Origin of the sequence: Pseudomonas laurylsulfatiphila (assembly GCF_002934665.1) — a bacterium.
Classification (GTDB): domain Bacteria; phylum Pseudomonadota; class Gammaproteobacteria; order Pseudomonadales; family Pseudomonadaceae; genus Aquipseudomonas; species Aquipseudomonas laurylsulfatiphila.
On record NZ_NIRS01000002.1, the window covers coordinates 836,762 to 863,340 of the forward strand.

27 protein-coding genes are annotated in these 26,579 nt (G+C 61.3%); 16 read left to right on the forward strand and 11 right to left on the reverse strand.

The genetic code is table 11. The features are described 5' to 3' along the window. The first annotated feature begins 236 nt into the window (after nucleotides 1-236). Nucleotides 237-842 (forward strand): SCO family protein, encoded by a 606-nt coding sequence (locus CD175_RS09535; RefSeq protein ID WP_104448681.1) that lies wholly within the window; start codon nucleotides 237-239, stop codon nucleotides 840-842. Nucleotide 843: 1 nt separating this feature from the next. Continuing rightward, nucleotides 844-1,353 carry a copper chaperone PCu(A)C gene (locus CD175_RS09540; protein ID WP_104448682.1) on the forward strand — a complete coding sequence of 170 codons (510 nt, stop codon included), beginning with the start codon at nucleotides 844-846 and terminating at the stop codon, nucleotides 1,351-1,353. A gap of 100 nt (nucleotides 1,354-1,453) precedes the next feature. Here CD175_RS09540 and CD175_RS09545 read toward each other — a convergent pair whose 3' ends face one another. Together CD175_RS09545 and CD175_RS09550 are read right to left on the reverse strand one after the other, a co-directional pair. Beyond that, a complete protein-coding gene (locus CD175_RS09545; protein ID WP_104448683.1) occupies nucleotides 1,454-1,870 on the reverse strand; it encodes an organic hydroperoxide resistance protein in 417 nt (138 codons plus the stop codon). Between the two features lie 124 nt (nucleotides 1,871-1,994). Continuing rightward, a complete protein-coding gene (locus CD175_RS09550; protein ID WP_104448684.1) occupies nucleotides 1,995-2,324 on the reverse strand; it encodes a hypothetical protein in 330 nt (109 codons plus the stop codon). A 182-nt stretch (nucleotides 2,325-2,506) separates the two neighbouring features. On the opposite strand from CD175_RS09550, the gene potE reads away from it, so the two are divergent. The 8 genes from potE to CD175_RS09595 all read left to right on the forward strand — a co-directional run bounded on the left by potE (nucleotide 2,507) and on the right by CD175_RS09595 (nucleotide 11,692). Continuing rightward, nucleotides 2,507-3,916, forward strand: a complete 1,410-nt coding sequence (gene potE, locus CD175_RS09555) for a putrescine-ornithine antiporter (RefSeq protein WP_104448685.1) — start codon at nucleotides 2,507-2,509, stop codon at nucleotides 3,914-3,916. Continuing rightward, nucleotides 3,913-6,198, forward strand: a complete 2,286-nt coding sequence (locus CD175_RS09560) for an Orn/Lys/Arg family decarboxylase (protein WP_104448686.1) — start codon at nucleotides 3,913-3,915, stop codon at nucleotides 6,196-6,198. Before potE ends, CD175_RS09560 begins: the two co-directional genes overlap by 4 nt. Nucleotides 6,199-6,380: 182 nt before the next feature. Next, nucleotides 6,381-6,782: a hypothetical protein gene (locus CD175_RS09570; RefSeq protein WP_015094584.1), complete on the forward strand. Its 402-nt coding sequence runs from the start codon at nucleotides 6,381-6,383 to the stop codon at nucleotides 6,780-6,782. Further along, nucleotides 6,782-7,321, forward strand: coding sequence for an HD domain-containing protein (locus tag CD175_RS09575; RefSeq protein WP_104448687.1), 540 nt, complete (start codon nucleotides 6,782-6,784; stop codon nucleotides 7,319-7,321). The genes CD175_RS09570 and CD175_RS09575 overlap by 1 nt, the downstream gene beginning before the upstream one ends. Nucleotides 7,322-7,523: 202 nt before the next feature. After that, on the forward strand, nucleotides 7,524-7,802 hold the full coding sequence (locus CD175_RS09580) for a DUF3303 domain-containing protein (RefSeq protein WP_104448688.1): 279 nt from the start codon (nucleotides 7,524-7,526) through the stop codon (nucleotides 7,800-7,802). 217 nt (nucleotides 7,803-8,019) lie between these two features. After that, nucleotides 8,020-9,633, forward strand: coding sequence for an arylsulfatase (locus CD175_RS09585; RefSeq protein ID WP_104448689.1), 1,614 nt, complete (start codon nucleotides 8,020-8,022; stop codon nucleotides 9,631-9,633). Between the two features lie 69 nt (nucleotides 9,634-9,702). Continuing rightward, nucleotides 9,703-10,971, forward strand: coding sequence for an OmpP1/FadL family transporter (locus tag CD175_RS09590; RefSeq protein WP_104448690.1), 1,269 nt, complete (start codon nucleotides 9,703-9,705; stop codon nucleotides 10,969-10,971). Nucleotides 10,972-11,017: 46 nt separating this feature from the next. Then, nucleotides 11,018-11,692, forward strand: coding sequence for a DUF3313 domain-containing protein (locus CD175_RS09595; protein WP_104448691.1), 675 nt, complete (start codon nucleotides 11,018-11,020; stop codon nucleotides 11,690-11,692). A gap of 106 nt (nucleotides 11,693-11,798) precedes the next feature. On the opposite strand, the gene ligD is transcribed toward CD175_RS09595, so the two are convergent. Both ligD and CD175_RS09610 read right to left on the reverse strand, forming a co-directional pair. Beyond that, nucleotides 11,799-13,811, reverse strand: a complete 2,013-nt coding sequence (gene ligD / locus CD175_RS09600; RefSeq protein WP_104448692.1) for a DNA ligase D — start codon at nucleotides 13,809-13,811, stop codon at nucleotides 11,799-11,801. 248 nt (nucleotides 13,812-14,059) lie between these two features. Then, nucleotides 14,060-14,788 carry a tellurite resistance TerB family protein gene (locus tag CD175_RS09610; protein ID WP_104448693.1) on the reverse strand — a complete coding sequence of 243 codons (729 nt, stop codon included), beginning with the start codon at nucleotides 14,786-14,788 and terminating at the stop codon, nucleotides 14,060-14,062. 258 nt (nucleotides 14,789-15,046) lie between these two features. Between CD175_RS09610 and pcsA the strand changes: the two genes are divergently transcribed. Next, the gene (gene pcsA, locus CD175_RS09615) at nucleotides 15,047-15,769 is read left to right on the forward strand and encodes a phosphatidylcholine synthase (RefSeq protein WP_102701706.1); all 723 of its coding nucleotides are present in this window, start codon (nucleotides 15,047-15,049) and stop codon (nucleotides 15,767-15,769) included. Nucleotides 15,770-15,771: 2 nt separating this feature from the next. Continuing rightward, complete coding sequence (locus CD175_RS09620) at nucleotides 15,772-16,158, forward strand: DUF488 domain-containing protein (RefSeq protein ID WP_104448694.1); 387 nt, start codon at nucleotides 15,772-15,774, stop codon at nucleotides 16,156-16,158. 106 nt (nucleotides 16,159-16,264) lie between these two features. Here CD175_RS09620 and CD175_RS09625 read toward each other — a convergent pair whose 3' ends face one another. Continuing rightward, nucleotides 16,265-17,077, reverse strand: coding sequence for a class I SAM-dependent methyltransferase (locus tag CD175_RS09625; protein ID WP_104448695.1), 813 nt, complete (start codon nucleotides 17,075-17,077; stop codon nucleotides 16,265-16,267). Nucleotides 17,078-17,121: 44 nt separating this feature from the next. Continuing rightward, nucleotides 17,122-17,391, reverse strand: a complete 270-nt coding sequence (locus CD175_RS09630; RefSeq protein ID WP_104448696.1) for a DUF4242 domain-containing protein — start codon at nucleotides 17,389-17,391, stop codon at nucleotides 17,122-17,124. Nucleotides 17,392-17,568: 177 nt separating this feature from the next. On the opposite strand from CD175_RS09630, the gene CD175_RS09635 reads away from it, so the two are divergent. Beyond that, nucleotides 17,569-18,561 carry an AraC family transcriptional regulator gene (locus tag CD175_RS09635; RefSeq protein ID WP_104448697.1) on the forward strand — a complete coding sequence of 331 codons (993 nt, stop codon included), beginning with the start codon at nucleotides 17,569-17,571 and terminating at the stop codon, nucleotides 18,559-18,561. 9 nt (nucleotides 18,562-18,570) lie between these two features. Here CD175_RS09635 and CD175_RS09640 read toward each other — a convergent pair whose 3' ends face one another. From CD175_RS09640 to CD175_RS09650, 3 genes are all read right to left on the reverse strand, one after another. Beyond that, on the reverse strand, nucleotides 18,571-19,788 hold the full coding sequence (locus CD175_RS09640; protein WP_104448698.1) for a cytochrome c biogenesis protein DipZ: 1,218 nt from the start codon (nucleotides 19,786-19,788) through the stop codon (nucleotides 18,571-18,573). Between the two features lie 154 nt (nucleotides 19,789-19,942). Next, nucleotides 19,943-20,155, reverse strand: coding sequence for a hypothetical protein (locus CD175_RS09645; RefSeq protein WP_104448699.1), 213 nt, complete (start codon nucleotides 20,153-20,155; stop codon nucleotides 19,943-19,945). Nucleotides 20,156-20,204: 49 nt separating this feature from the next. Beyond that, nucleotides 20,205-20,468: a DUF2790 domain-containing protein gene (locus CD175_RS09650; protein ID WP_104448700.1), complete on the reverse strand. Its 264-nt coding sequence runs from the start codon at nucleotides 20,466-20,468 to the stop codon at nucleotides 20,205-20,207. Between the two features lie 306 nt (nucleotides 20,469-20,774). Between CD175_RS09650 and CD175_RS09655 the strand changes: the two genes are divergently transcribed. Both CD175_RS09655 and CD175_RS09660 read left to right on the forward strand, forming a co-directional pair. Further along, on the forward strand, nucleotides 20,775-21,515 hold the full coding sequence (locus CD175_RS09655) for a response regulator (protein ID WP_102701714.1): 741 nt from the start codon (nucleotides 20,775-20,777) through the stop codon (nucleotides 21,513-21,515). Next, complete coding sequence (locus CD175_RS09660) at nucleotides 21,512-22,822, forward strand: ATP-binding protein (RefSeq protein WP_104448701.1); 1,311 nt, start codon at nucleotides 21,512-21,514, stop codon at nucleotides 22,820-22,822. The genes CD175_RS09655 and CD175_RS09660 overlap by 4 nt, the downstream gene beginning before the upstream one ends. Nucleotides 22,823-23,426: 604 nt before the next feature. On the opposite strand, the gene CD175_RS09670 is transcribed toward CD175_RS09660, so the two are convergent. Beyond that, nucleotides 23,427-24,185, reverse strand: a complete 759-nt coding sequence (locus CD175_RS09670; protein WP_104448702.1) for an HvfC family RiPP maturation protein — start codon at nucleotides 24,183-24,185, stop codon at nucleotides 23,427-23,429. Continuing rightward, nucleotides 24,178-25,020, reverse strand: coding sequence for an HvfB family MNIO-type RiPP peptide maturase (locus tag CD175_RS09675; RefSeq protein WP_104448703.1), 843 nt, complete (start codon nucleotides 25,018-25,020; stop codon nucleotides 24,178-24,180). The genes CD175_RS09670 and CD175_RS09675 overlap by 8 nt, the downstream gene beginning before the upstream one ends. A 434-nt stretch (nucleotides 25,021-25,454) precedes the next feature. Between CD175_RS09675 and CD175_RS09680 the strand changes: the two genes are divergently transcribed. Then, nucleotides 25,455-26,501, forward strand: a complete 1,047-nt coding sequence (locus CD175_RS09680; protein ID WP_104448704.1) for a class I SAM-dependent methyltransferase — start codon at nucleotides 25,455-25,457, stop codon at nucleotides 26,499-26,501. Nucleotides 26,502-26,579: the final 78 nt, after the last annotated feature.

The following is a 26,579-nucleotide window of genomic DNA, read 5'->3' on the forward strand; positions in this document are numbered from 1 at the left end:
TTTGCGATCTGGAGATTGCTGAAGATCAAAAGATCGCAGCCTTCGGCAGCTCCTACAGATAGATTGCCCTCAGCCGAACATGCTACGGCGCGACACTATGTCACGCCTCTGTGCCGGTCCAATGGTCGTATCCACCCCGCCGCTACCGGCACAGTTTGTTAAGATCCCCCCGTTTTTTTCGTCTGTACAGTCACCACGCTGTCAGTTTCAGCCTGTTCAACAGGATGCTTTTTTCCATGAGTACTTTGTATACCCGCCGAACTGTCCTGCAAGGCATGGGCCTGTTGAGCCTGGGCCTGCTCGCCGGTTGCGACGACAGCAGCAAGCTGTCGTTCAAGTACGGCAAAGACCTCAGCGACAAGATCATGGGGCGTAACTTCAAGCTCACGAACACCGAGGGCGAAACCAGGATGCTGGGCAGCTATCGCGGCCTGATGCCGATGGTGTTCTTCGGTTTCACCCAGTGCCCGGCCGTGTGCCCCACCACGCTGGCCCGCGCCGCCCAGGCCAAAAAGCTGATGGGCCGCGATGGCGAAAGGCTGCAGGTGATCTTCATCACCCTGGACCCGGAGCGCGACACGCCAGAGCTGGTCGACAAATACGTCAAGGCTTTCGACCCGAGTTTCGAAGCACTGTACGGCACCCTGGAACAAACCGCCGCCACCGCCAAGGAATTCGGCGTGTTCTTTGAAAAAGTCCCGAGCGGCGATACCTATACCCTCTCCCATACCGCGACCAGTTATGTCTTCGACTCCCGGGGCAATCTGCGCCTGGGGCTGTCCGCGTCCCTGACGGCCAAAGAGTGCGCAGAGGACCTGCTCACCGTAATGGAGGTTTGCTGATATGAATGCCCCGCAGGCTAACAACCGTTTCGTACAACGCTGCAAGCAACTGGCACTGGGCTTGTCCCTGGTCGGCCTGGCCTTTCAGGTGTCGGCACAAACCCGGGTCGACGACGCCTGGGTCCGCGCCACCGTAGCCGGCCAGCCATCGAGCGGCGCCTTCATGACCGTTACCGCGAGCAGCGACAGCAAACTGTTGAGCGTGCAAACGCCGGTGGCAGCTCTGGTGCAGATTCATGCAATGAGCATGAAAGACGACGTGATGAAAATGCAGCAGGTGGACGCCGTGGCACTGCCGGCCGGTAAAGCGGTGAGCCTGGATCCCAATGGCTACCACATCATGCTCATGAACCTGACGGGCCAGATCAAGGAAGGCGACAAGGTGCCGCTGACCCTGACCGTCGAAGACGCCAAGGGCGAGAAAGAGTCGATTCAGGTTGAAGCCGTTGCCAAGGCAATTGGCACCATGGATCACGGCAACATGGCGCATGATCACAGCAAGATGAATTGATTTCCCTCGCAACAGCAAAAAGATCGCAGCCTGCGGCAGCTCCTACGAAATCGGTGTAGGAGCTGCCGCAGGCTGCGATCTTTTTTGGATTCACGTCAACTCAAACGAGCTTGAGCACGACGTTGATGTTGTTGCGCGTAGCTTTCGAATACGGGCAGTACTGATGCCCGGTGTCGACGATTTTCTGTGCGGTTTCACGGTCCAGCCCCGGCAGGCTGACATTGAGCCGTGCCTGGAGCAGGTAACCGCCTTCATTAGTGCCCAGGTCGACTTCCGCATCGACAGCCACATCCTTGGGCAACGCCACTTTCAATTCCCTGGCTGCCACTTGCATGGCGCCGATAAAGCAGGCTGACCACCCGGCAGCGAATAATTGCTCGGGGTTGGTACCGCCACCGCCTGCACCTGGCGACGAAAGCTTCACATCGAGGATCCCGTCGGAACTGCGGGAGGCTCCGTCGCGCCCGCCGGTGGTGTGGGTCTGGGCGGTGTACAACACTTTATCGATCTGGTTCATGCTGACCTCCTGATTGAGTTGTAGGAAACCGGTTCTAACACCCCATCCGGTCGCCGGGATGGTCAATCAATATAGACGTCACCGGCCCGTGCCGCAGTCGATCCGACCAGCGCCCGCTTCTTCCTTATTTACGTGCCAACTTGTACCTGACGCAGTCCTCATAAAAGCTTTGCCGCACGGCCGTCGGCTTCAATCGCGACGAACTGTCATAAGTTTGCTCTGTAATACCAAGTGCCATCATGCGCATCCATGTTTTGGAGAACTTGTAGGCCTGGATTTTCTGCCGCGCGGCGTACAGGGAAACGCCTGAAAGCTTGAGTTCCTGTGCCCTTGCAGCAGTGCCCGCGCCCCAACTGCACATGTATTGATCCTGGGTGGCCAGTTCTTTGGCTTGCGCCGAATTGCTGATACCCGCAACAACTAGCGGAATTAACGCGATCCATATCTTGCGCATCTTGACCTATCTAACTAGTTGAAAATGAACTAATTTTGCGGGGGATTTTTAAACTTGGGGGCCAGCATCGTGCCTTTTTTGCAAATGAGTGCAAAAACGAGATGGCTGAGGCCATTTCTTGCGAGTTTTCAATCCTTTGCTATAGCTAAGACTCTCAATCGCCAACTAAGTGAGGCAACGGAATGTCAGTCGCAAAAAAAATGAGTGTAGGGCAACTGACAATGTTGACCGCAGTCAACATGTTGGGCTCAGGCATTGTGCTACTACCGACGAAACTAGCGGAAGTCGGTGCAATTTCGATTCTTTCCTGGCTGGTGACGGCCACCGGCTCCCTCGCTCTGGCCTACGCCTTTGCGCGATGCGGGATGCTCAGCCGCAAGACCGGTGGCATGGGCGGCTACGCCGAATACACGTTCGGTAAAGCCGGTAACTACATCACCAACTACACCTACGGCCTCTCACTGTTGATTGCCAACGTGGCGATCAGTATTACCGCGGTTGGCTATATACAGACGCTGTTCGGAATAAAACTTGATTCACTGCAAGTAGGTCTGGCGACCATTGCCTTGTTGTGGATCACCACCTTCGCCAACTTTGGCGGCGCGAGCATTACCGGCCGGATCGGCGCGATCACGGTCTGGGGCGTGATTGCACCGGTGGTGCTGGTGTCCACGGTGGGCTGGTTCTATTTCGACAGCAGCGTCTACGCCGCTGGCTGGAACCCTCATGACAAAGGCTGGTTCGAAGCGGCGGGCGCATCGGTGGCGATCACCCTGTGGGCCTTCCTTGGCCTGGAATCGGCTTGCGCCAACACCGACGCGGTGGAAAACCCTGAGCGCAACGTGCCGATTGCCGTGCTGGGCGGCACCCTGGGTGCGGCGGTGATCTACATCGTCTCCACCAACGTCATCTTCGGTATCGTCGGCAACGAAGAACTGGTCGCGTCCACCGCGCCGTTCGGCCTGGTGTTCGCCAAGATGTTCACCCCGATGGTCGGTGACATCGTGATGGCGGCCATGGTGCTGGCCTGCATCGGTTCGTTGCTGGGTTGGCAGTTCACGATTGCACAGGTGTACAAAAGCTCGGCCGACACCGGTTACTTCCTGTCGATCTTCGCCAAGGCCAACAAGGCGGGCACTCCGATTGTCGGCATGCTGGTGCTGCTCGCCGCACAGACCGCACTGGCCCTGCTCACCATCAGTCCCGACCTGAGCAAGCAGTTCGACACCCTGGTCAACCTCGCGGTAGTGACCAACCTGGTGCCGTACATCCTGTCCATGGCCGCGCTGATGACCATGCAGAAAGTCTCCAACGTGCCGGAAGGCAAGGCGCTGGCCACCAACGTCATTGCTCTGATCGCGGCGGCCTACAGCTACCTGGCGCTGTACAGTTCCGGTGAGCAGGCCCTGATGCTCGGTGGCGTCGCCACGATCTTCGGCTACACCCTGTTCGGCTTCGTCAACAACCGCCTGATCCGCCTCGAAGCACTCAACAACAGCGTACCGACGCAAACCGTCAGCGCGCAGCACCTCACTGCCGAGCCAGTGCCGGTGAACAATCTGAATAAAGCCACTCTGGAGGTTCAAGCATGACGGACTATAAACACTCGCTGGGCATGCTGGCGCTACTGGTCAGCAGTCCACCGGACAAACGAACGGTGTTTGGCCGCGCCCTGGATCATCTGGTCCACGACGTAGAGGGACGGGGCGTCAGTGTTCTGGCTTCGGAAAGCCTCTCGGATGCTGCTTCGATCCTGCGTTCGGACCCTGCTGTTCAGTGCGTGCTCATCCGCTGGGAAATGGACACCAGCGAAGGCCACGCCGACTGCATCAAACTGCTGGTCAAACTGCGCGAGCGCAACACCCGCGTGCCGGTGTTCCTGATCAGTGACCGTACCACCGCGTCGAGCATTCCGTTGCTGGTCATGCAACACGCCGACGACTTCATCTGGCTGCCCGAAGACACCACCGGTTTCCTCAGCGGGCGCATCCTGGCCGCCATCGAACGCTATCGTCAGGCGGCCCTGCCGCCGATGTTCGGCGCGCTGGTGAAGTTTGCCCGCACCTATGAATACTCCTGGCACACCCCGGGCCATGCCGGCGGCACCGCATTTCTCAAGAGCACCGCCGGGCGCGCTTTCTACGAGTTCTTCGGTGAAAACCTGCTGCGTTCCGACCTGTCGATCTCGGTCGGCGAACTGGGCTCCCTGCTCGATCACAGCGGCCCCATCGGCCAGGGCGAACGTTATGCCGCCAAGGTCTTCGGCGCACACCGCACGTACTACGTGACCAACGGCTCGTCGATGTCCAACCGCGTCATCCTCATGGCCAGCGTCACGCGCAACCAGATCGCCCTGTGCGACCGCAATTGCCACAAGTCCGCCGAGCATGCGATGACCCTGTCCGGGGCGATTCCGACCTACCTGGTGCCGACCCGCAACCGCTACGGCATCATCGGCCCGATCCTGCCGCAGACCCTGAGCACCGAAGGCGTGAAAGCCGCCATCGCCAGCAACCCGCTGGTCAAGAAAGGCATCGACCCGACGCCGGTGCACGCGATTGTCACCAACTCGACCTACGACGGCCTGACCTACAACGTCACCCGCGTCGAAGAGCTGCTGGGCGAAAGCGTCGACCGCCTGCACTTCGACGAAGCCTGGTACGGTTATGCGCGCTTCAACCCGCTGTACAGCGGACGCCATGCCATGCACGGCAACCCGGCAGACCACGACAAGTCCAAGCCGACCGTGTTCGCCACCCAGTCGACCCACAAGCTGCTGGCCGCCCTGTCCCAGGCCTCGATGATCCACGTGCGCGACGGCCGTAACCCGATTGAACATGCGCGCTTCAACGAGTCATACATGATGCACGCCTCGACCTCGCCGAACTACGCGATCATGGCGTCCTGCGACGTCAGCTCGGCGATGATGGAAGCGCCAAGCGGACAGATCCTCACCAGCGAGTCGATCGAAGAAGCCATCAGCTTCCGCCAGGTTCTCTCGCGCATGCACAACGAGATGCTGAGCAAGGACGACTGGTTCTTCACCTGCTGGCAGCCGCCGACCGTACAGGTGGGCGCCGCGACCGTGCCGTTCCATGAGGTCGACCCGGCTACCCTTAAAACCGACCCGAACTGCTGGGTCCTGCACCCGAACGCGGTATGGCACGGTTTCGGTGACATCGAAGACGGCTACTGCATGCTCGACCCGATCAAGGTGTCGGTACTTGCCCCGGGCATGGGCGACGACGGCAACCTGCTCGCCTCCGGTATCCCGGCCTGTGTGATCACGGCGTATCTGGGCCGCCAGGGTATCGTGGTCGAGAAAACCACCGACTTCACCATCCTGTTCCTGTTCTCCATCGGTATCACCAAAGGCAAGTGGGGCACGCTGCTCAACGCCCTGCTCGACTTCAAGCGCGACTACGACGACAACGCCGAGCTGGAGCTGTGCCTGCCCGACCTGTACAACGCCAACCAGCGACGCTATGCCGGCATGGGCCTCAAGGATCTGGCCGACGAAATCTTCGCCGCCATGAAGAAACACAAGACCACCGCCAACATGTCCCAGGCCTTCGGCACCTTGCCAAAAGCCGAGTTCAGCCCGGTGGAGGCCTACGAGAAACTGGTGCGCAACGACATCGAACTGGTCACCCTCGAGCAAGCCGCCGGACGCCTTGCCGCCACCGGTATCGTGCCGTACCCGCCAGGTATCCCGCTGCTCATGCCAGGTGAGAACGCAGGCCCCGCGGACGGTCCGCTGCTGGCGTATCTCAAGGCACTGGAAGCCTTCGACAAATCCTTCCCCGGCTTCACCCATGACACCCACGGGATCGAGGTTGAGGATGGCGTTTACCGGATGCTGGTCTTGAAGTGAGGTAAGCGAGACGCACCGTAAAACCTGTGGGAGCGAGCCTGCTCGCGAAGACGGCCTGACAGTCACCCAAGATGGCGACTGACACTCCGCTTTCGCGAGCAGGCTCGCTCCCACATTGCATTGCATCTCTCCCAAAAATCCCTATGGGCAAACTCAATCACGGCGCTCTATGATTGATCCCCATGACCACCACCGCTCCAATTCGCTCACCCTGCCCGCCCGGCGCCTGCGACTGCGGGCGTGACCCGCTGCTGGAAACACCAGGGGCGGACCTGCGCATTCTGTTTCTGACCCGCAACGAAGAAAAACGCCTGATCGAACGCCTGGAAAATCTGCAGAGCCTGAGCGATCTGGAGCACCTGCAACGGCGTATGCTCGAACAGTTGGGCATCCGCGTGGATATCGCCCCCGGCTTCAATGAGGTGCGCACCATGCGCGGCATCGGCATCCAGATCGGCGAACTGCCGGGGCTGTGCCGCAAGACCCGCGCCAACATCCCGGCCGCCATTCGCCGTGCCATGGAAAAGCGCCCGGAGATTGCCTACGAGCTGCTCAATGCCAACGACCTGTTGCGTGACGCCTGATGAAGCCCATTCTCGAATTCCCCCTCACCGACGAGATTCTCACCTCGTTCGCCCTGGCCATCGGCGCCGACCTGCAGGGCTACCGCAACCACATTTACCGGGTGCTGAATTTCCATGCGGCCCTCAGCGGTACCGAAGGCTTGCCCTCGGATGCCGTACAGATCGCAGCGGCGTTTCATGACCTGGGTATCTGGACCGATGACACCCTTGACTACCTGCCGCCCTCCATTGCATTGGCCACTGAATATCTCGACAGCCGACAACGCCCGCAACTGAAGGATGAAGTCAGTGCGTTGATACTCGAGCACCACAAACTGCGTCGGTATCGCGGCGCTTGTGCCGACAGCGTCGAACCTTTCCGCCGGGCCGATCTGGTGGACGTGTCCCTGGGCCTGGTCCGCTTCGGCCTGCCCCGAAGCTTCATCAAAACCGTGCAGTCGACTTTTCCCGATCACGGTTTTCACTCGATGCTGATAAAGCTTTCAGCCCGCCAATTACTCCGCTCGCCGCTACGGCCGCTGCCCATGCTTCGCTGGTGAAACAGGCGTCTGTTACCCCCTCGAAAATACACCGGAACAGGATCAGCGGTCGTACGTGAGTCGCGGGGCACTGCTATGCCTTCCTTGGGAGATTTCGCTGCAAGCCAGCCAGGACAGGACTGGGAACCCAAGCGTGGCCACGGCCCCGGCGCCAGCCAGGTACGCGCAACAACAGGTGCCGATGCGCAACAGGAGGTGGCCGATGTTATTCATCGTCAGTTGGACAATCAGCCCGGACAACCGTGATGCCGCAATCGCACGTTTCCTCAAGACTGGTGGCGCGCCGCCCGCAGGCGTCACCATGCACGGACGCTGGCACGCCGTGGGGAGCTCGGCCGGCTTCGGCATTGCCGAGGCGAATGATCTGGTGCCGATTCAAAAGTGGGTGCTGGAGTGGAACGATCTGATGAGCATGGACGTGCACGCCGCATTGACCGATGAGCAAATCGCCCCATTGCTGGTCGCCACTGCCGCCCGGTAATGACGATGGAGGCGGCGAGTATCGCTCGCCGCCCGATTCGACCGGCGCATTTACCGGTACGCCATTGAAGTGCAAAGCGCCTGAAACACTCACTTTCTGACTATCCAAAACTGGATATTTCGCCATTCAAACCTACGCTCTTGGCGGGGGATTACTAATTTCAATGACGGTCGGGGGCTCGTCTCGAAGTACTCACGCAAGTACGCAGGAGCTCTACATGAACCGGACAACCTTATCCTCGATGTTTGCGGTACCGCTGTTGCTGTCTGCAATGGCGATTCCCGGCCTGACCCTGGCCGCCGACAAAGCCCCCAACATCCTGGTGATCATGGGCGACGATATTGGCTGGTCGAATATCGGCGTCTACAACCAGGGCATGATGGCTGGCAGAACACCCAACCTCGACCAACTCGCCGCTGAAGGCATGCGCTTTACCGACTATTACGCCGAGGCCAGTTGCACGGCCGGGCGCGCCAACTTCATCACCGGCGAACTGCCGATCCGCACCGGCATGACCACCGTCGGCCAGGCCGGCTCGCCCGTGGGTATTCCCGCCGAAGCCGTCACCATCGCGACCGCGCTCAAGGCCATGGGGTATGCCACCGGCCAGTTCGGCAAGAACCACTTGGGTGACTTGAACGAGTTCCTGCCCACCGTGCACGGCTTCGACGAATTCTTCGGCTACCTCTATCACCTCGACGCCATGGAAGACCCGGCGCACCCCAACTATCCGCAAGAACTGCTCGCCACCGTTGGCCCGCGCAACATGGTCCACAGCTGGGCCACCACCACCGATGATACGACCGTGATGCCGCGCTGGGGTAAGGTCGGCAAGCAGAAAATCGAAGATGCCGGCACGCTCTATCCGGAGCGGATGAAAACCGTCGACGACGAAATTCGCGACAAGGCCTTCTCGTTCATCGACAAGGCCAAGCAGGACAACAAACCGTTCTTCGTCTGGCTCAACCCGACCCGCATGCACATCGTCACGCACCTGTCCGACAAGTACGAAGCCATGCGCAACTCGCAGAATGGCTGGTCGGAACAGGAAGCCGGCATGGCGCAGCTCGATGACGTCGTTGGCGATGTCCTGGCGAAGCTGAAAAAAGACGGCATGGACGACAACACCATCGTCATTTTCACTACCGACAACGGTGCGGAAAACTTCACCTGGCCGGACGGCGGCACCACCCCGTTCGCCATGGGCAAAGGCACGGTCATGGAAGGCGGCTTCCGGGTGCCGGCAATCATTCGCTGGCCGGGCAAGGTGCCGGCCAACCAGGTCGCCAATGGCATCATGTCCGGCATGGACTGGTTCCCGACCCTGGTCGCAGCGGCGGGTAACCCGAACATCACGGCAGAGCTGCTCAAGGGCAAACAATTGGGTGATACCACCTACAAAGTTCACCTGGACGGCTATGATCAAACGCCAATGATCACCGGAAAAGGCCCGTCGAACCGGCATGAAATCTTCTACTTTGGAGAGAGTGCCCTGGGTGCAGTGCGCATAGACGACTACAAATATCGCTTCATTGACCAACCGGGTGGATGGATGGGGGCTAAAGTTGCTGTGGACGTGCCGATCCTGACCAACCTTCGACTCGACCCGTTCGAGCGCATGGGTTGGCCGGAAAATCAGGCCGCGCAGGGCTCGCAACAATACTTCGACTGGTTCAAGTACCAGTTCTGGCGCTTCGTATTCGTGCAGCAACACGTCGCCAAACTGGCCGAAACCGCGATCGAGTTCCCGCCGATGCAAAAAGGTGCGAGCTTCAACCTTGACTCGGTGAAAGCCAAGATCGCAGCAGCGCGGGCCGAGATGGCCAAGTAAACAGCCGAATCCACGGGTGGCCGGTACCGTCCACCCGTGTTCGAAATGGACATTTGCTGAGGTAGATACATGCCGACCAGAACACTTGCCCGATCTGCATCCGCGCTACTCGCCCTGTGCTGCCAACAAGCCTGGGCCGGCGGCATCATGCTTTACGAAATCGGCACCGATAACGCTGGCCTGGCCAATGCCGGTGCCGCTGCCCGCGCCCAAGGCCCCTCGACCATCGCCAGCAACCCGGCGGGCATGAGCTACCTGCCAGGCACGCAAATCACCGCCGGCTTGCAGGTGCTGTACGGCGATTTGAGCTTCGACCGCGACGCCGGCACCAACACCCCGGGCAGCGGCAGTGGCAACGCCCTCGACCCGATTCCCGGTGGCAGCTTCTTCATCAGCCATGAGCTGGACGAGCACTGGAGCGTCGGTTTCGGCCAGTACGGCGACTTCGGGTTGGCGGTCAACTACGACAACGACTGGTCCGGACGCTACTTCTCGCAAAACGCCAGCCTGCTCGGTCTGTCGTTGGTGCCGAGCGTGGCTTATCGCTTCAACGAGCAGTGGTCGGTGGGTCTGGGCGTCAAGGCCATGTACGGCATGCTGCAAGCCCAGACCGCGATTGACCGCTCGCCGTTCGGTTTTACCGACCGCACCGACGGCCAATTCAAGTACAAGGACCAGGATTGGGGCTTCGGTGCGAATGTCGGCGTGATCTACGCCCCGCAAGCCGGCACGCGGATTGGCCTGACCTACACCAGCCAGGTCGATCTGGACTTTGAGGACCGGCTGGACGTGAATGGCGATGGCCGACTGCTCGAGCGCGTCAACAACACCAAAACCGAACTCGATGTGAAGGTGCCGCAAACCGTCACCCTGAGCCTGTTCCAGCAACTGGACCGGCAATGGGCCTTGCTGGCCTCGGTCAACTGGCAGGACTGGTCGGAATTCGGTGACATCGGCGTGCAGGTCGACACCACTGCCGTGGGTGCGCAATCGACCACTGTCGACGCACATTTCAAGGACACCTGGCACCTGTCCCTGGGGGCGCAATACCAGGCCACCGAGCAGTGGCTGTGGAACGTTGGTGTGGCGTACGACAGCAGCGCCGTGTCGGACGGCAACCGCAGCGTGATCGTGCCGATGAACGAATCCTGGCGCATTGCGACAGGAGCCACCTATGCTCTGAACAAGGACACCGATGTCAACGTCAGTTGGGCCATGGTCTGGATCGGCGACATGCCGGTTGACCAGGCCAAGCCCGTATCGGGTAATCAAATCTCCGGTGAATTCGACAATGCCTGGATTCAAGCTATAACCGGAAACATGACTTGGCGATTCTGATGCCCAGCTCAAAAAAGACGATTTCTTCCAAGGAGTACACACCACTATGAATCTGTCCCGAAAACTGCTCGTCGGCGCTACGCTGGCAAGTCTGTTGCTTGGCGGTTGCACCTCGAAAGTGACGGAGAAGGAACAGTACTCAGGCTTCCTGTCCAACTACAACAACCTGCAGGAAGTCCAGACCCCAAGCGGTGGCACCGCGATGCGCTGGGTCAGCCCTTCGTGGAACCCGAACGCGTATGACACCGTAGTGTTCAACAAGCTGGAGCTGTACCCGGCGCCCAAACCCAATGAGCGGGTCAACCAGCAGACGCTGACCGACATCCAGAACTACATGACCAACAAGGCCAAGGCCACGCTGGGTCAGAGATACCGCGTAGTGTCGAACTCCTCAGCGGCTCCGGCGGGTTCCCGGCCACTGATCATGCGTGCGGCAATTACCGGGGTTAACGCCGAGAACGAAGGCATGAAGTGGTATGAAGTGGTACCGGTCGCGGCCGTTGTCGGGGCGACCCAGGCAGCCACCGGTCACCGTGACCAGGACACCACCCTGTTCATCGAAGCCGAGTTCATCGACGCGAAGAGCAATCAGACCGTGGCCAAAGTGGTGCGCAAGGTGTTTGGCACTACCCTGGAAAATGAAAGCCAGAAGATTACCGCCAAGGACTTCAAGGCGGCGATCGACAAACTGGGTACCGACTTCCAGGCCTTCCTCAAGTAAGAACAGGTTGCTCGTGTAGGAGCTGCCGCAGGCTGCGATCCTTTGATCTACAGGTTATTGAAACCATAAGAAGATCGCAGCCTTCAGCAGCGCCTTTCGGCCCAGGTCACTTCTTCATCCCCACCCGCCGGCGCATTTTGGCAGTGATCGCCTGCCGGGTCTTGCGCATGTCCGCCCAGGGTTCATCACCGACTTCAGCCAGGCGTTCAAGCGCGTTGTGCAGGTTCCACTGATTGCCGCCCTTGAGCTCGGCAACCTCTTCGCGAAAGATCGGCATCGACACCGGCAGGCCCTCACGGGTACGGACGGCGTAGGCACAGATGGTGGTCGCGCCCAGACCGTTGCGCAGGTAATCGATGAAGATCCGTCCGACCCGGTTCTTCGGTCCCGACACCGCCGAAAAACGCTCGGGCAACAGCCTGGCCATGTGGCTGACAATGGCATGGCTGAAGTCCTTGACCTCATCCCAGCCGAGCTTGCGGGTCAGCGGTACCACCACATGGATGCCCTTGCCGCCGCTGGTTTTCAGAAACGCCTTGAGCCCCAATTCATCCAGCACCGACAGCGTCAACTCGGTGGCCTCGATCATGCGTTTCCATGGCAGCGCCGGGTCCGGGTCAAGGTCGAGGACAAAACGGTCCGGCTTGTCGAAGTTGACCGACGTGGCGTTCCAGGTGTGCAACTCCACGGTACTCATCTGCACCGCGCCAATCAGCGCCTCGGCATTGTTGATGAGCATCATCGGCTGACCGGTGAGCTGCTTGTCCAGCGTGGCGATGCCGGGGATCGCCAGGTGCTCGGCATTCTTCTGGAAAAACAGCTCGCCGGCGATACCATCCGGCGCACGCACCAGCGCCACCGGGCGATCCTTGAGTTCGGGCAGGATCCACTCGGCGACACTCGCGTAGTACTGCGCCAGTTGCAGTTTGGTGGTGCCGCTGCCGGGGTCGATCACCCGGTCCGGGTGAGTGATGCGCACCTGCCCCGCGTCCAGGCCGATTTGCGAGGGTGCGGGGTCGGGCTTCTTTTGTGTGGCAGCGGTTTTTTTCGCAGTGGAGGTTTTCACGGTGTTCGCGCGCTCCTCGGTGATGTCGTGTGCCGGTTTGTCATTGCGCAGGCCATGGAACACGGCGTGGCGCACCGAGCCGTCCCGGGTCATTTCAGCGAAAGCCACTTCTGCCAGCAGCTTGGGTTTGAGCCAATGCACATCCCTGGCCTCGGCACCGCCGGGTGGATTGACCACCGGCGGTTTTTTCACCTGCAACGGCTTGAGCTGCTCATGGAGGCTGCGCAGCGTCGCCTCGTTGAACCCGGTGCCGACTTTGCCGGCATAGCGCAACTCGCCACTGTCGCGATCATGCAGCCCCAGCAGCAGCGCGCCGAAGGCATGGCGCGAGCCTTTCGGCTCGGTGAATCCGACGATGACGAACTCCTGCCGATGCTGGCATTTGAGCTTGATCCAGTCGCTGCTGCGCCGGGAGACATAGGGCGACCCAAGACGCTTGCCGATCAAGCCTTCCATGCGCATCCGGCAGGCGCTGTCGAACAAGGCTTGCGGCTCCTCGCCAAACGACTCGGAGAAGCGCAGCAGCGGCTGGTCATTGACCTTGAGCACAGTCGCCAGCGCGGCCCGACGTTCTTCGACCGGCACTTCACGCAAGTCCACGCCATTGAGGTACGGCAGGTCGAACAGATAGTAGAGAATGCCATCGCTGCGCTGCGCCTCGAAGGCGTTTTGCAACGCCTGAAAGTCCGGCACACCCTGGTCGTCGGCCACCACCATTTCGCCATCGAGCCACGCCGATTCCAGGCCAAGCGCGACAAGGGCCTGGGCCTGTTGTGGCAGTTTGTGGGTCCAGTCGTGGCCATTGCGGGTGATCAGCCTGACGTCACCGTGGTCGATGCGGGCCATGATCCGGTAGCCGTCGAACTTGATTTCGTAGCTCCACGCGCCGTCCGGGACCCTGTCCACCAGCGTCGCCAATTGCGGCTTGAGCAGGTCCGGCAACCTGGCTTTGCGGGCGCCGGTCAGTGGTGATGATTTTTCCTTGCTTGAGCGCTTGGCGGCTGGCTCGCCAGTCGCCGAAAAATCGCGCCTGTCATCGAGGTTGCGGGGCATGGCTCACCTGCTTCGCGCCAGGACGTCGGATGCAAACGTCTCTTAACCAAGCAGAGCCGGCGAGCGGCGCAATAATTCAATCGGCATTGAAAAGCCCCGGACGGACGGGCTTGTGGCGCGTGCTCCCCCACAAACCTGTAGGAGCTGGCTTGCCAGCGAAGAGGACGGCATGACCAGTATTGAGGTTGCCTGACACGCCGCCTTCGCTGGCAAGCCAGCTCCTACATTTGGATGTGTCATGCAACCGGTCAGGCAGTGCCCTTGGCCTGCTGCTCCAGATGCAATTGCAACTCTGGCTCGATCTGCAAGGCCGCGGCCAGTTCATCCAGATAGTTGCGCTCGGCGTCCTGCTGGTCGTCCACCAGCATCACGCTGGCCAGGTACATCTCCGAGGCCATGGCAGGGTCGTTCTTTGCCGACTGCGCGACGTCATAGGGGTCCAGCGGCTTGGCGACTTCATCGTCCAGCCATTGCTGCAATTGCGGATCGTCGGTGTGACGGCCGATTTCAGTGCTGATCATCTGTTTTTCGGATTCATCGATCCGGCCATCGGCCTTGGCCGCGGCAATCAATGCCCGCAGGATCGCATGGCTGTGTTCCTCGGCTTCCGGGCCGGCCAGCAAGTCGACGGTCCGCGGCGCTTCCTGCGGGGCCGACGCCTGGCTGCGTTGCCAGGCCTGGTATGCCTGGAACGCCATCATGCCGAGGGACGCCAGCGCCGCATAATTGGTGCCGCCACCGGAACGGCTTTGCGGTGCGCCACCCATCGGCGAACCGCCGCCCAGCAAACCACCGAGCAAACCGCCCAACCCTGAGCCACCACCCGCACCCGCACCGGCGCCACCACCCAACAACCCGCCGAGCAATCCGCCCAGGTCGCCGAGCCCGCCCTGGGCCGAGGCGCCACCGCCGCCCTGTTGCGCCATCGAGCCCTGGCCGGCGCGCAATAACTGTTCGAGCAGATCGCTGGTGTTCATGACGCTTGTCCTCTTTGGAAGGGTTCTGTCCAGACAGGCAACGATAGACCTCGCAGACGAATGTGCCAGCGCCGTTGGGCTGACGCGCCCGCGCCACCGCGGATTGTCCGGGGTATTTTTTTTCAGCGCGGCTAAGATTCATAGGTGGTGAACCTTATCCGCGGATACCCGGTCGATACCTGCAACCCGACCCGGTTTGCCAGCGCCCCCTTGTGCGGGGCGTCAACTGGCTTGCTTCATTCACTGGAGAACGCCCCTGTGATTTCAACCCTGTACATCGCCAGACTCAAAGCATGGGGCGCCCATGGTTTTACGGCCACCGGCGTGGTCACCGCTTTCCTCGCCACCCTGTCCCTGCTGGATAACCAGCCGACCCATTGCCTGCTGTGGCTGGGTGTCGCGCTGATCGTCGACGGACTGGACGGCGCACTGGCGCGCAAGGTCAACGTGCAGTCGGTGTTGCCGAGCTTCGATGGCTCGATCCTCGACCTGGTGATCGATTACCTGACGTATGTGTTTATCCCGGCGCTGTTCATCTATCGCTACATCCCGTTGCCGGACTACACCCTGCTGCTGAGCGTGTCGCTGATTCTGGTGTCGTCGCTGTTCTGCTTCTGCAACGTCAACATGAAGAGCAAGGACAACTACTTCCAGGGCTTCCCCGCCGCCTGGAACGTGGTTGCCCTGTGCCTGTACATCATCGCCCCGTCGCCGTGGATCACCTTCCTGACCGTGATTGGCCTGGCCCTGCTGACCGTGACCCGGATGAAATTCCTGCACCCGTTCCGCGTGCGCCGGTTCATGCCGATCAACATTGCGGTGACGGCCATCTGGTTGCTGTGCAGCTTGTCGCTGGTGCTCAACCATCCGGTGATCAACCCGATGGTGATGGGGCTGTGGCTGCTGATGTCGGCGTATTTCCTCGGTATCTGCTTCTGGCGCACGGCGCTGGAGTGGTTCGACGAATCGCGGCTCAAGTAGCCATGGCGGTCCATATCGTTCAACTGGGTTCGCCGCGTCGCCCCGACGAAGGCTTGCGCCTGGGCACGGTACGCCGCCCTCCCCGTGGCGTACCGAAAGCCGAATTCGCCAGCCGGGACTTCTATGATGTCTGGCAGCCGTTGCTGTCACCCAGCGCGGAACTGGTGGCCGAGGCCAAGTCTGCGCAGGATGCCAAAGCCTGGGAGGTGTTCCGGCGCAAGTTCAAGGCCGAGATGAGCCAGCCCGCTGCCAGTCAGATGCTGGACCTGCTGGCCGCGCTGTCTCACAGCACGTCCCTGGCCGTGGGGTGTTATTGCGAGGATGAAGCCCATTGTCATCGGTCGGTGTTGCGCGAGTTGCTGGAGGCGCGGGGGGCAGAAGTGATTTAGTTGCCAAGACCACCTGGGTTTGACATCAAAAGATCGCAGCCTGCGGCAGCTCCTACAGGGGACGGCATTCACAATGTAGGAGCTGCCGCAGGCTGCGATCTTTTGATCAACGCCGCGTGATCACCACCTCCAGGTATTCACTCGGCACCACCAGCGACTTGTCGCCCGCCCGGTTCATCCGGTTGATCAACTCGGTCAGGTCCGCTTCCAGCGCCTTGGCGCCATCCGCGGGCAGTGCGGCGAAGGCTTTGTGCATCGGCCCGTACCACTGGCGGAAGGTGTCGATGAAATGCGCCGCCGAGCGATAGCGGAAATTGAACGTGCGGCGCGTCACCTGCAACAGGAATTCCTGCTCGTCGAAGTGCTCGTGCAGCCAGGCTTCGGTGCCCCAGCGCGAGGGCGGATTCGCTCCCGGCACAGGTGGCAGGTGCTGGCCCAGGGTCTTGAACATCTGGCCGACGAAACCTTCAGGTGTCCAGTTGGCCAGGCCGATCCGCCCACCCGGGCGGCAGACTCGCGCCAGCTCCGCGGCGGCCTTGGGCTGGTCCGGCGTGAACATCACACCGAAAGTGGAAAGCACGGCGTCGAAGCTGCCGTCGGCAAAGGGCAAGGCTTCGGCATCGGCGACCTGGAAGGCGACATTCAGGCGTTCTGCCCGGGTCCGTTCTGCGCCGCGCTCCAGCAAGGCGGCAACATAGTCGGTGGACGTCACCTGGCAGCCACGGCGCGCGGCAGCGAGGGTCGCGTTGCCGTTGCCGGCGGCGACGTCGAGCACGCGCTCATCGCACAACAGGTCGCAGGCTTCGGCCAGTTGCTCGCCGACGATTTGCAGGGTGGTGCCAATCACGGCGTAGTCGCCGCTGGCCCAGGAGGCCATCTGGCGGTTTTTCAAGGCAGTCAGATCAATGGGTGTACTCATGGAGGCAGTCTCTGGGTTGAAACACGTATCGGACCTGATCGCGGTTACTCCGCTGTCGTCGGATCGATGATGTTCATGACCCGGGAAATGCGGTTGGCGGGAAAACCACTGATCCTCGCGTGCTCCTGGATCTGCTCCTCGTTCGGCGAGATGTACACGCAGTAGAGCTTGTCACCGGTGACATAGCTCTGCAGCCACTGCACCTGCGGCAACTCCCGCAAGGCCTGGCAGGACTTTAGCGAAGCGGCTTTCAAATCCCTTTCCGACAGAGCTCCGGCGCCCTGGATCTCACGTTCAATGACGAACTTAGGCATGGCAACCTCTCTTTATTGTTCTGGATGGCAGGGCGCATTCACCCTGTGATCAAACTATCGTCCTGACGGGCGCTGGCGTCCTGCCCGATCGTCGCTCAAGCCTGCCCGATCGTCCGGAGATTCCACACGGCGCACCGAGGCGTTCACAATCAGGAATCCTGTCACGGGGAAATCCCTATGGACGCTCTGTCACAGACCCTGCGGGTGGTGCACCTGGTCGGCGCGATCTTCATCAACGCCCGGTTCACTGCACCCTGGTGCTACCAGTCGCCCAGCGCCGACACGGCCGCGCCGTTCCTGGAGCCCGATGCGGAACGGGTGGTGATTTTTCACCTGATCACCGAGGGCGAGTGCTACGTCGAGCTGGGCGATGACCCGCCGCTGCTGCTGAGCGCCGGCGACGTGGTGATCTTCCCTCAGGGCGACGCCCATCGCATGTGCTCCCGACCGGGATTGCCACCGGCCACGGGTGCGCGACTGGATGCGGTGCTGGCACGCCGGCCCCGCCAGCTGAGCTATGGCGGTGGTGGCGCGGTCACCCGCCTGGTATGCGGCTACCTGGCGTGCGACACACGCCTGGCGGGCATGTTGCTCAAGGGCTTGCCGCCCGTGGTGCGGGTCAACGTGCGCGGTTCGGATGCCGGTATCTGGCTGGAATCCTCCGTGCGCTACGCCCTCGCCGAAGCCCGCTCGCCCCGCCCCGGCGGCGAAGGGGTCCTGGCCAAGCTCGCCGAAGTGCTGTTCATCGAAGTGCTGCGCCTGTACATGAACGAACAGGGCGAAGGCCGCACCGGCTGGCTGGCCGGAGTACGTGACCGCATCGTCGGCGCCGCCCTCAACGCTTTGCACAAAAAACCCTGCCACGCCTGGACGCTGGACGAACTGGCGCGCACCGCCAGCACTTCAAGATCGGTGTTGGCCGAGCGCTTCCAGCAACTGGTGGGGGTGTCGCCGATGCAGTACCTGACGCAATGGCGGATGTTGCTCGCCGCCAACCTGTTGCGCAGCAGCAACAACTCATTGACGCGCATCGCCGAGGAAGTGGGTTACCAGACCGATACCGCCTTCAGCCGCGCCTTTCGGCGCGAGTTCGGTGCACCGCCGGCGGCGTGGCGGCGTGGTCAGGAGAAAAAAAACATGGCCCACGAGGCTATGCCCGTGAGCCACTGATCAGGCCGTTCAAGCCGCTGGCGCGCTGGCCTTGGCCTCCTCCAGCAACTGCTGGATCACTTTCTCCTGCGTGTCGTAGCTGCCTTCACCGAAGTGGGTGTAACGCACCTGCCCCTTGGCATCAATGATGTAGTGCGCCGGCCAGTACTGGTTGTCGAAGTTGCGCCAGATCGCGTAGTTGTTGTCGATCGCCACCGGGTAGGTGATGCCGTATTCCTTCACCTTGTCCCGGACGTTGTCGATGATGCGTTCAAAGCCGTATTCAGGCGTGTGCACACCGATCACCACCAGTCCGTCCTTTTCATATTTCTTCGCCCAGTCCTTCACGTACGGCAGGGTGTGCTTGCAGTTGATGCAGTCGAAGGTCCAGAAGTCCACAAGCACCACCTTGCCTTTGAGGGCTTCGTTGGTCAGTGCCGGTGAGTTGATCCAGTCCACCGCGCCGGACAGCGACGGCATCGCGCCCTGGGCGTTGCCCATGGTGCTGTCGGCCTTGACCTTGCTGACCAGGTAATCGACGACTTTCGGCACGGTCTCCAGCACGCCTTTCTCGACACGGCTGACGCCTTGCGATGAGGTGTTGGCCAGCAACAGGTCATTGGCCCCCGTTGCGATCACCGCCGCACCGGCCAGCACCGCAACCCCGGCGCCCCGGCGCAGCCAGCCGGTGACCGGAATCGACGGTTTCAAGCGATTGACCAGGCCGCGACCGGCAAAGATCAAGACGCCCAGGGACAGCGCACTGCCCGCGCCATAGGCCACCAACAACAGGCTGGTACCGGCGTTCGCGCCCTGCAGCATGGCGCTGGTGAGAATCACCCCGAGGATCGGCCCGGCGCAGGGTGCCCAGAGCAGCCCGGTGGCGACACCGATCATGATCGACGCCAGCGGCCCGGAGATCTTGCGCGAGTCCGGGTCGATGCGATTGCCCAGCAGCACGAAGGGGCGCGCCAGCCAGTCACCGACCCGGGCGGAAATCAGCGACAGGGCGAACAGCACCATGACGAACAGGGCGACGTGGCGGCCGGTGTTGCTGGCCTGTATCACCCACTCGGTACTGACCACGGCCAGGCTGGAGACCAGGGCGAAGGTCAGGACCATGCCGCCGAGGGTCAGCAGGATCGAGGCGCGTGTGCGGTCGGCCCCGGCGAACAGGAAGGGCACGACCGGCAGAATGCACGGGCTGAGGACGGTCAATATGCCGCCCAGGAAAGCGATGAGTAACATGGGATCACCTTTGAAAAAATGGGGAGGCATCCACCCCCCCCTGTAGGAGCTGGCTTGCCAGCGATAGCGGTCTGACTGTTACACCCACGTCGATTGGGCCGCCGTGATCGCTGGCAAGCCAGCTCCTACAAAGAAGCGGTAGTGTTTTTGGAATTCAGGCCGTCTGGCTGTCCTGCATCTGCCCTTGCGGCGTACGGCTGGAGCCGTCTTGCGCCAGCAAGCCCTGGGTGCCCTTCTCTGCCACGGGCGTGAGCTGGAAGCAGGTGTTGCTGCCGCAGGCGCTTTGCTCGACAGAGGCGTTGGCATGGGCTGCCGCACCGGCGACGGAAAAGGCGATGGCAGTGAGAAAGCGGGATACGTTGTTCATGATGTCCTTCCTGATTCAAATGGGATTAAGCGGTCGTTGATCGCAGCACTCAGTTTTCCGAGTTGCAGTGGTCGGCGAACTTGCTGTAATCCAGCACCTGGGTTTTCGACTGGGAGTCGAGGTACGTCAGCCGTGCATTGACCACGCCGCAGGAAGGCGTAGCGTCCTCGGTCAGCGAAACCACTTTCCTGATGTCAAGATGGGTGCCGTAGGTGTAGGTTTTTGGCGCAACATCGGCTTCGGCGCGGGCCGACAGGGTGCAGATGTTCAGGGCGGCAAACAGGCAAGCGGCGTAGACGGCTTTGGTGTTCATGGCGAGTTCCTCAAGGTTTCAACAGGTCGTTGGTTCGTTGGGCCGAGGCGGTCTGGTTTGCCTCGATGGAACCTATTAAAAGCCTGCGAGGTATCTCGTCTGTGTCGGGAATCGGCGTGAATCAATCGGTACGTATCAGAACCGCGTGCAGATACAGAGCAATACAAAACCCCTGAAAATCGGCTTTTTTGCCTTCGTGTGTATCCGCAGGCAGGCCGGATACACTGCAATACAAAGGGCAGCAGGCGACCCCGCCCGGGCTCGATAGACTGTGTGGCAATCCCCATTCATCAGAGGTTTGGCCCAATGGATCACGTTGATCACATCCTCATCGTTGACGATGACCGCGAAATCCGCGAGCTGGTAGGCAACTACCTGAAGAAGAACGGCCTGCGCACCACCGTCGTGGCGGATGGACGGCAGATGCGCGCGTTTCTGGAAACCACCCCGGTGGACCTGATCGTGCTGGACATCATGATGCCGGGGGACGATGGCCTGCTGCTCTGCCGCGAATTGCGCGCCGGCAAACACAAGACCACGCCGGTGCTGATGCTCACCGCGCGCAATGATGAAACCGACCGCATCCTCGGCCTCGAAATGGGCGCCGACGACTACCTGGTCAAACCCTTCGCTGCCCGTGAACTGCTGGCGCGGATCAACGCGGTGCTGCGGCGCACCCGCATGCTGCCGCCGAACCTGGTGGTGACCGAAGCCAGCCGCCTGCTGGCCTTTGGGCGCTGGCGCCTGGACACCTCGGCCCGTCACCTGCTCGATCAGGACGGCACCATGGTCGCCCTGAGCGGCGCCGAATATCGATTGCTGCGGGTGTTTCTCGACCATCCGCAACGGGTGCTCAACCGTGATCAATTGCTCAACCTGACCCAGGGCCGCGACGCCGACCTGTTCGACCGTTCCATCGATCTTTTGGTCAGCCGCCTGCGTCAGCGCCTGCTCGACGACGCCCGCGAACCGGCCTACATCAAGACCGTGCGCAGCGAAGGCTATGTGTTTTCCCTGCCGGTGGAAATCCTGGGCGATCAATCATGACGCGGGCGCTGCATTGGCCGCGGACCCTGGCCTCGCGGCTGTCGCTGATATTCCTGATCGGCCTGATCCTCGCCCAGGCATTGTCCTTCGGCGCGCAGTACTACGAACGCTACGAATCCTCGAAAAACACCATGCTCGGCAACCTGGAAACCGATGTGTCCACCTCCATTGCCATCCTCGACCGCCTGCCCGCCAATGAGCGGGCCGCCTGGCTCAAACAACTGGAGCGACGCAACTACAGTTACCTGCTGAACGAGGGCTCGCCGGGCTCGCCCATCCACACCGACATGCCCGATGCGCCCATTGCCATCGCCTCGATCAAGGACGCCATCGGCCACGATTACCCGATGACCTTTACTGAGATTCCCGGGCCGAAAAAACACTTCCAAGTGCACCTGAACCTGGCGGATGGCAGCCCGCTGACCATCGACCTCCGCCCGGCGATGGTGCCGCTGTCGCCCTGGCTGCCCATCGTGTTGCTCGGGCAACTGGCGCTGATGCTCGCCTGTTCCTGGCTGGCGGTCAGAATCGCCATCCGCCCCCTCACCCGCCTCGCCGACGCCGTCGAAACCCTGGACCCCAACGCCCACCCCGTGCTCCTGGACGAAAAAGGCCCGAGCGAAGTCGCCCACGCCGCCAAAGCCTTCAACGCGATGCAGGCACGCATCGCGGCGTATCTGAAGGAGCGCATGCAATTGCTCGCGGCGATCTCCCACGACCTGCAAACCCCGATCACCCGCATGAAACTGCGCGCCGAGTTCATGGACGACTCCAGCGAAAAAGACAAACTGTGGAACGACCTGGGCGAGATGGAACACCTGGTACGCGAAGGCGTCGCCTACGCCCGCAGCATCCACGGCGCCACCGAAGAAAGCCGCCGCACCGACCTCGACTCGTTCCTCGACAGCCTGGTGTTCGACTACCAGGACATGGGCAAGGACGTTCAGCTCAAAGGCAAGAGCACCACCGTCATCGACACCCGCCCCCACGCCCTGCGCCGGGTGCTGGTCAACCTGACGGACAACGCATTGAAATTTGCCGGGGCTGCCGAAATGCACGTGGAAAAACAGGCCGACGGCAAGCTGTCGATCAAGATCCTCGACCGTGGTCCGGGGATCGCCGAAGAAGAACTCAAGCAAGTCATGGAACCCTTCTACCGCGTGGAAAACTCCCGCAACCGCAGCACCGGCGGCACCGGGTTGGGGTTGGCGATTGCCCAGCAACTGGCGATAGCGATTGGAGGGTCGTTGACCTTGAGCAATCGTGAAGGTGGGGGGTTGTGTGCGGAGCTGAGATTGCCGGGGTAGGAAGGATTGGTTGGGAAGTAAGGATGTTGGGCCAGCTGTAGAAAATGGTCGGCTGGAAGGCCGCCATCGCTGGCAAGCCAGCTCCCACAGTGGTTCGGCGTATGTCTGAGAGAATTTGATCCGCTGGCAGGCCGCCTTCGCGGGCAAGCCAGCTCCTACCTTTGATTTTTGACAATGTCGAGAGGGTGGAAGATCAAGAGCAAAAGATCGCAGCCTGCGGCAGCTCCTACAAGGGGAGTGCGTTTAGCCGAAGAGCAGGTTCGCCCCCACACGCTCTTCACCACTCAACAGGCCGAGCGTTAGCTCGCCTGCAGCTTGTGATCTTGATCCACCCGCCCCCTCGGCAGGCTGAGCGGAGGTGTTCATCCGGGGATGGGCGCGCAGCGCCGTTCGACGCAGTCGAACTCATTGCATGTAGGTCGAAGCGAAGCCGACCGGAGGGCAATGCCCCCGGATGAATACCGGAGCGAAGGTACCCCGAGCCTCAGCGAGGGGCCGTACGTAAGGGGCGAGCGCTTTTGGTTACTTTTAAGGCGCTTGTTAAAAGTGACTCGCCGTAAGGGCGAAACCATAAGCCGCCGTTACCCAAAAAACGGATATGTACTCAATCAACAACCCCCAAAACCCCCTCCCCATGCATCTGCCGCAACAACCCCACCCCACCTTCCAGAAACTCCAAAGACCCCACCACCCCAGCCTCCACCGCCAACCCCTGCAACAGCTCACGCCCGGTCAACTCGGGAAACTCGCCAACAAGCAGCAACAACCGCCACGCCAACGGACTCAACTCGGAAAACCTCACACCCCAGTCCTCGGCCCGACGCACCAGCAACAACGTCGGCTGAGTCGGCAAAACGTCCGGCTGATAATCCGGCCCCACCCGTTGCACCGGCCAGGCATACGCCAACGGCCAGGCCAGCGGCGACACCTGCAACGGTTGATCCAGCAACAACGCCGCATCACCGGCAGCCACAGGCTCGGCGTCGGACTGTTGCAGCGCCATTTCCACCCACTCGTAATGCGCCAGCTCCACCATGAACGGCGGCCACGGCCCATCGACCAACGCCTGAGGCTCACTGGCAAGAAACTCGACAAACTCCTGAGCGATCTCACCGAATTTCGGCGTGCGGGCGCGGTAGTCCCGCAGAAAAATCCGCACCAGCGAACGCCAGTGTTCATCGCCCAGAATCTTCACCAGGACCGGAAAGGTTCCACTGAGCAATGAAGACAGGTTGGCGAACACCAGATCGCGGTAAACCTGTGCTCGCGCCGGGTCCATTTCGGTGGGTGGCGCGTTGTGCTCAGGGTCGCGCAGGTACAGGCCCATGGTGGTTTGTTGCTGCACAAGGCTCGACTTATCCACGGCTCACGCCCTCCTGTTGCAAGCGGCGAATGGTCTGCAATTCCGCCACCAGTTCGGCGAATACCGGAAAATTGAAATCGCGCTCCAGCAAGGTCGGTTGAGCACCGAAACGGGCATAGGCCTGGGCCAGCAACGACCATACCGCCGGCTTCACCGAAGCGCCATGGGTATCGATTTTCAAGGTATCGGACTCATCGAAATGCCCGGCGATATGCATGGCCACCACCCGTCCCGCATCGATACTGGCGAGAAACGCCTGGGGGTCGAAACCGTGGTTGATCGAGTTGACGTAGACGTTGTTGACGTCCAGCAACAGGTCGCAATCAGCCTCGCGCAACACCGCATTGGTGAACGTCACCTCGTCCATGTCCTGCTGGGGCGCGGCGTAGTAAGAGACGTTTTCCACCGCCAGGCGCCGTCCGAGGATGTCCTGGGCCTGGCGGATACGCGCGGCGACGTGGTGCACCGCTTCTTCGGTAAACGGCAGCGGCAGCAGGTCGTACAGGTGACCGTCATCGCTGCAATAGCTCAAATGCTCGCTGTACAGCGGCACGTGGTAATGATCGAGAAAACCCCGGACTTCCTGCAAAAAACCGACGTCCAGCGGCGACGGTCCGCCCAGGGACAGGGACAGCCCGTGACAGGACAGCGGATAACGTTCGGCCAGTGCCCGCAGCGCCGCACCATGGGCGCCGCCGATGCCGATCCAGTTTTCTGGCGCGACCTCCAGAAAGTCGAAACTGCCGACAGGGGCCGCTTGCAGGTCTTTGAGTAAACCGCGACGCAGGCCAAGCCCGGCGCTGGCCTTGGCTACGGGGGGAATGGATGTCTGCATGGTATCGATCTCGCCTGTGTCCAATGGCGCGGGCCGGTGCCCGCCATGAGGCACAGTTAATCGAAGGGGTGTATCGGGACTGTGTTCGGCCGGACCCTGAAGTTGCGCGGGACTGTATCGAAAGGCAGGTTGGATACAGTGAGATACATCACGCCCTACTGTGGGAGCGAGCCTGCTCGCGAAAGCGTTTTTACAGGCGAAAAGCCTTTGCCTGAGCCACCGCGTTCGCGAGCAGGCTCGCTCCCACAGGGTCCAGTGTCGGTCAGGAACATATTGCTTTCGTCGCGCCAGGCCGCGCGGTACAAGGCCCGAACTAAACTTACTGCACGCAGGACCCGCATGGTGCCCTGCACACCCCCACGACCACCGCCCAGCGGCGCATGCCTCGCCAGACAATGCCTCTGGACCGTGATCCTGCCAAAGGAGCACACGTGATGGACGAGGCCAGACTCAACGACTTCATGGGCAAACTGGTGAATGACATGGGCGGCGCGGCGATGCTCGCCAACGTCATCCTCGGCGAAGAGCTCGGCCTGTACCGGGCAATGGCCGACAGCCAGCCGATCACCCCCGAAACCCTTGCCGAGAGGACCGGCTGCAACACCCGCCTGCTGCGCGAATGGCTCAGCGCCCACGCCGCCTCCGGCTACATGGAACACCGCGACGGCCAGTTCCGCCTGCCCGAAGAGCAAGCCCTGGCCCTGGCCATCGAAGACTCTCCGGTCTATATCGCCGGGGGCATCGGCGTGGTCGCGTCGTTTTTCCACGACAAGGACAAGCTGGTCAACGCCATGCACGGCAACGGCGCCCTGCCCTGGGGCGAGCATCACCCGTGCATGTTCAGCGGTACCGAGCGTTTCTTCCGCCCTGGGTACAAAGCCCATCTGATCGCCGAATGGTTGCCGGCCCTCGACGGTGTGGTGGCCAAACTGGAAGCCGGGGCCAAAGTGGCGGACATCGGCTGCGGTCACGGCGCCTCGACGGTGATCATGGCCCAGGCATTTCCGGATTCGCGCTTCGTCGGCTTCGACTATCACGCGCCGTCCGTCACCGTCGCCACCCAAAGGGCCGAAGAAGGCGGTGTGTCCAGTCGGGCCCGGTTCTTCCAGGGCACGGCGAAAAGCTACCCCGGCAGCGACTATGACCTGGTCTGCTACTTCGACTGCCTGCACGACATGGGCGACCCGGTAGGCGCGGCCAAACATGCCTATGAATCGTTGAAAGACGACGGCACGGTGCTGCTGGTCGAGCCCTACGCCAATGACTTGCTCGACGACAACGTCAACCCGGTCGGACGCCTGTTCTACGCCGCCTCGACCTTCATTTGCACGCCGAACTCGCTGTCCCAGGAAGTCGGCCTCGGCCTCGGCGCCCAGGCCGGTGAAGCGCGCTTGCGCAAGGTGTTCAACGAGGCCGGGTTCAGCCGTTTTCGTCGGGCCACGGAAACACCGTTCAACCTGATTCTGGAGGCACGTAAATAACCCCCGAGGGTTGTAGGAGCTGCCGAAGGCTGCGATCTTTTGACTTTGCTTTTGAAAAACAAGATCAAGAGATCGCAG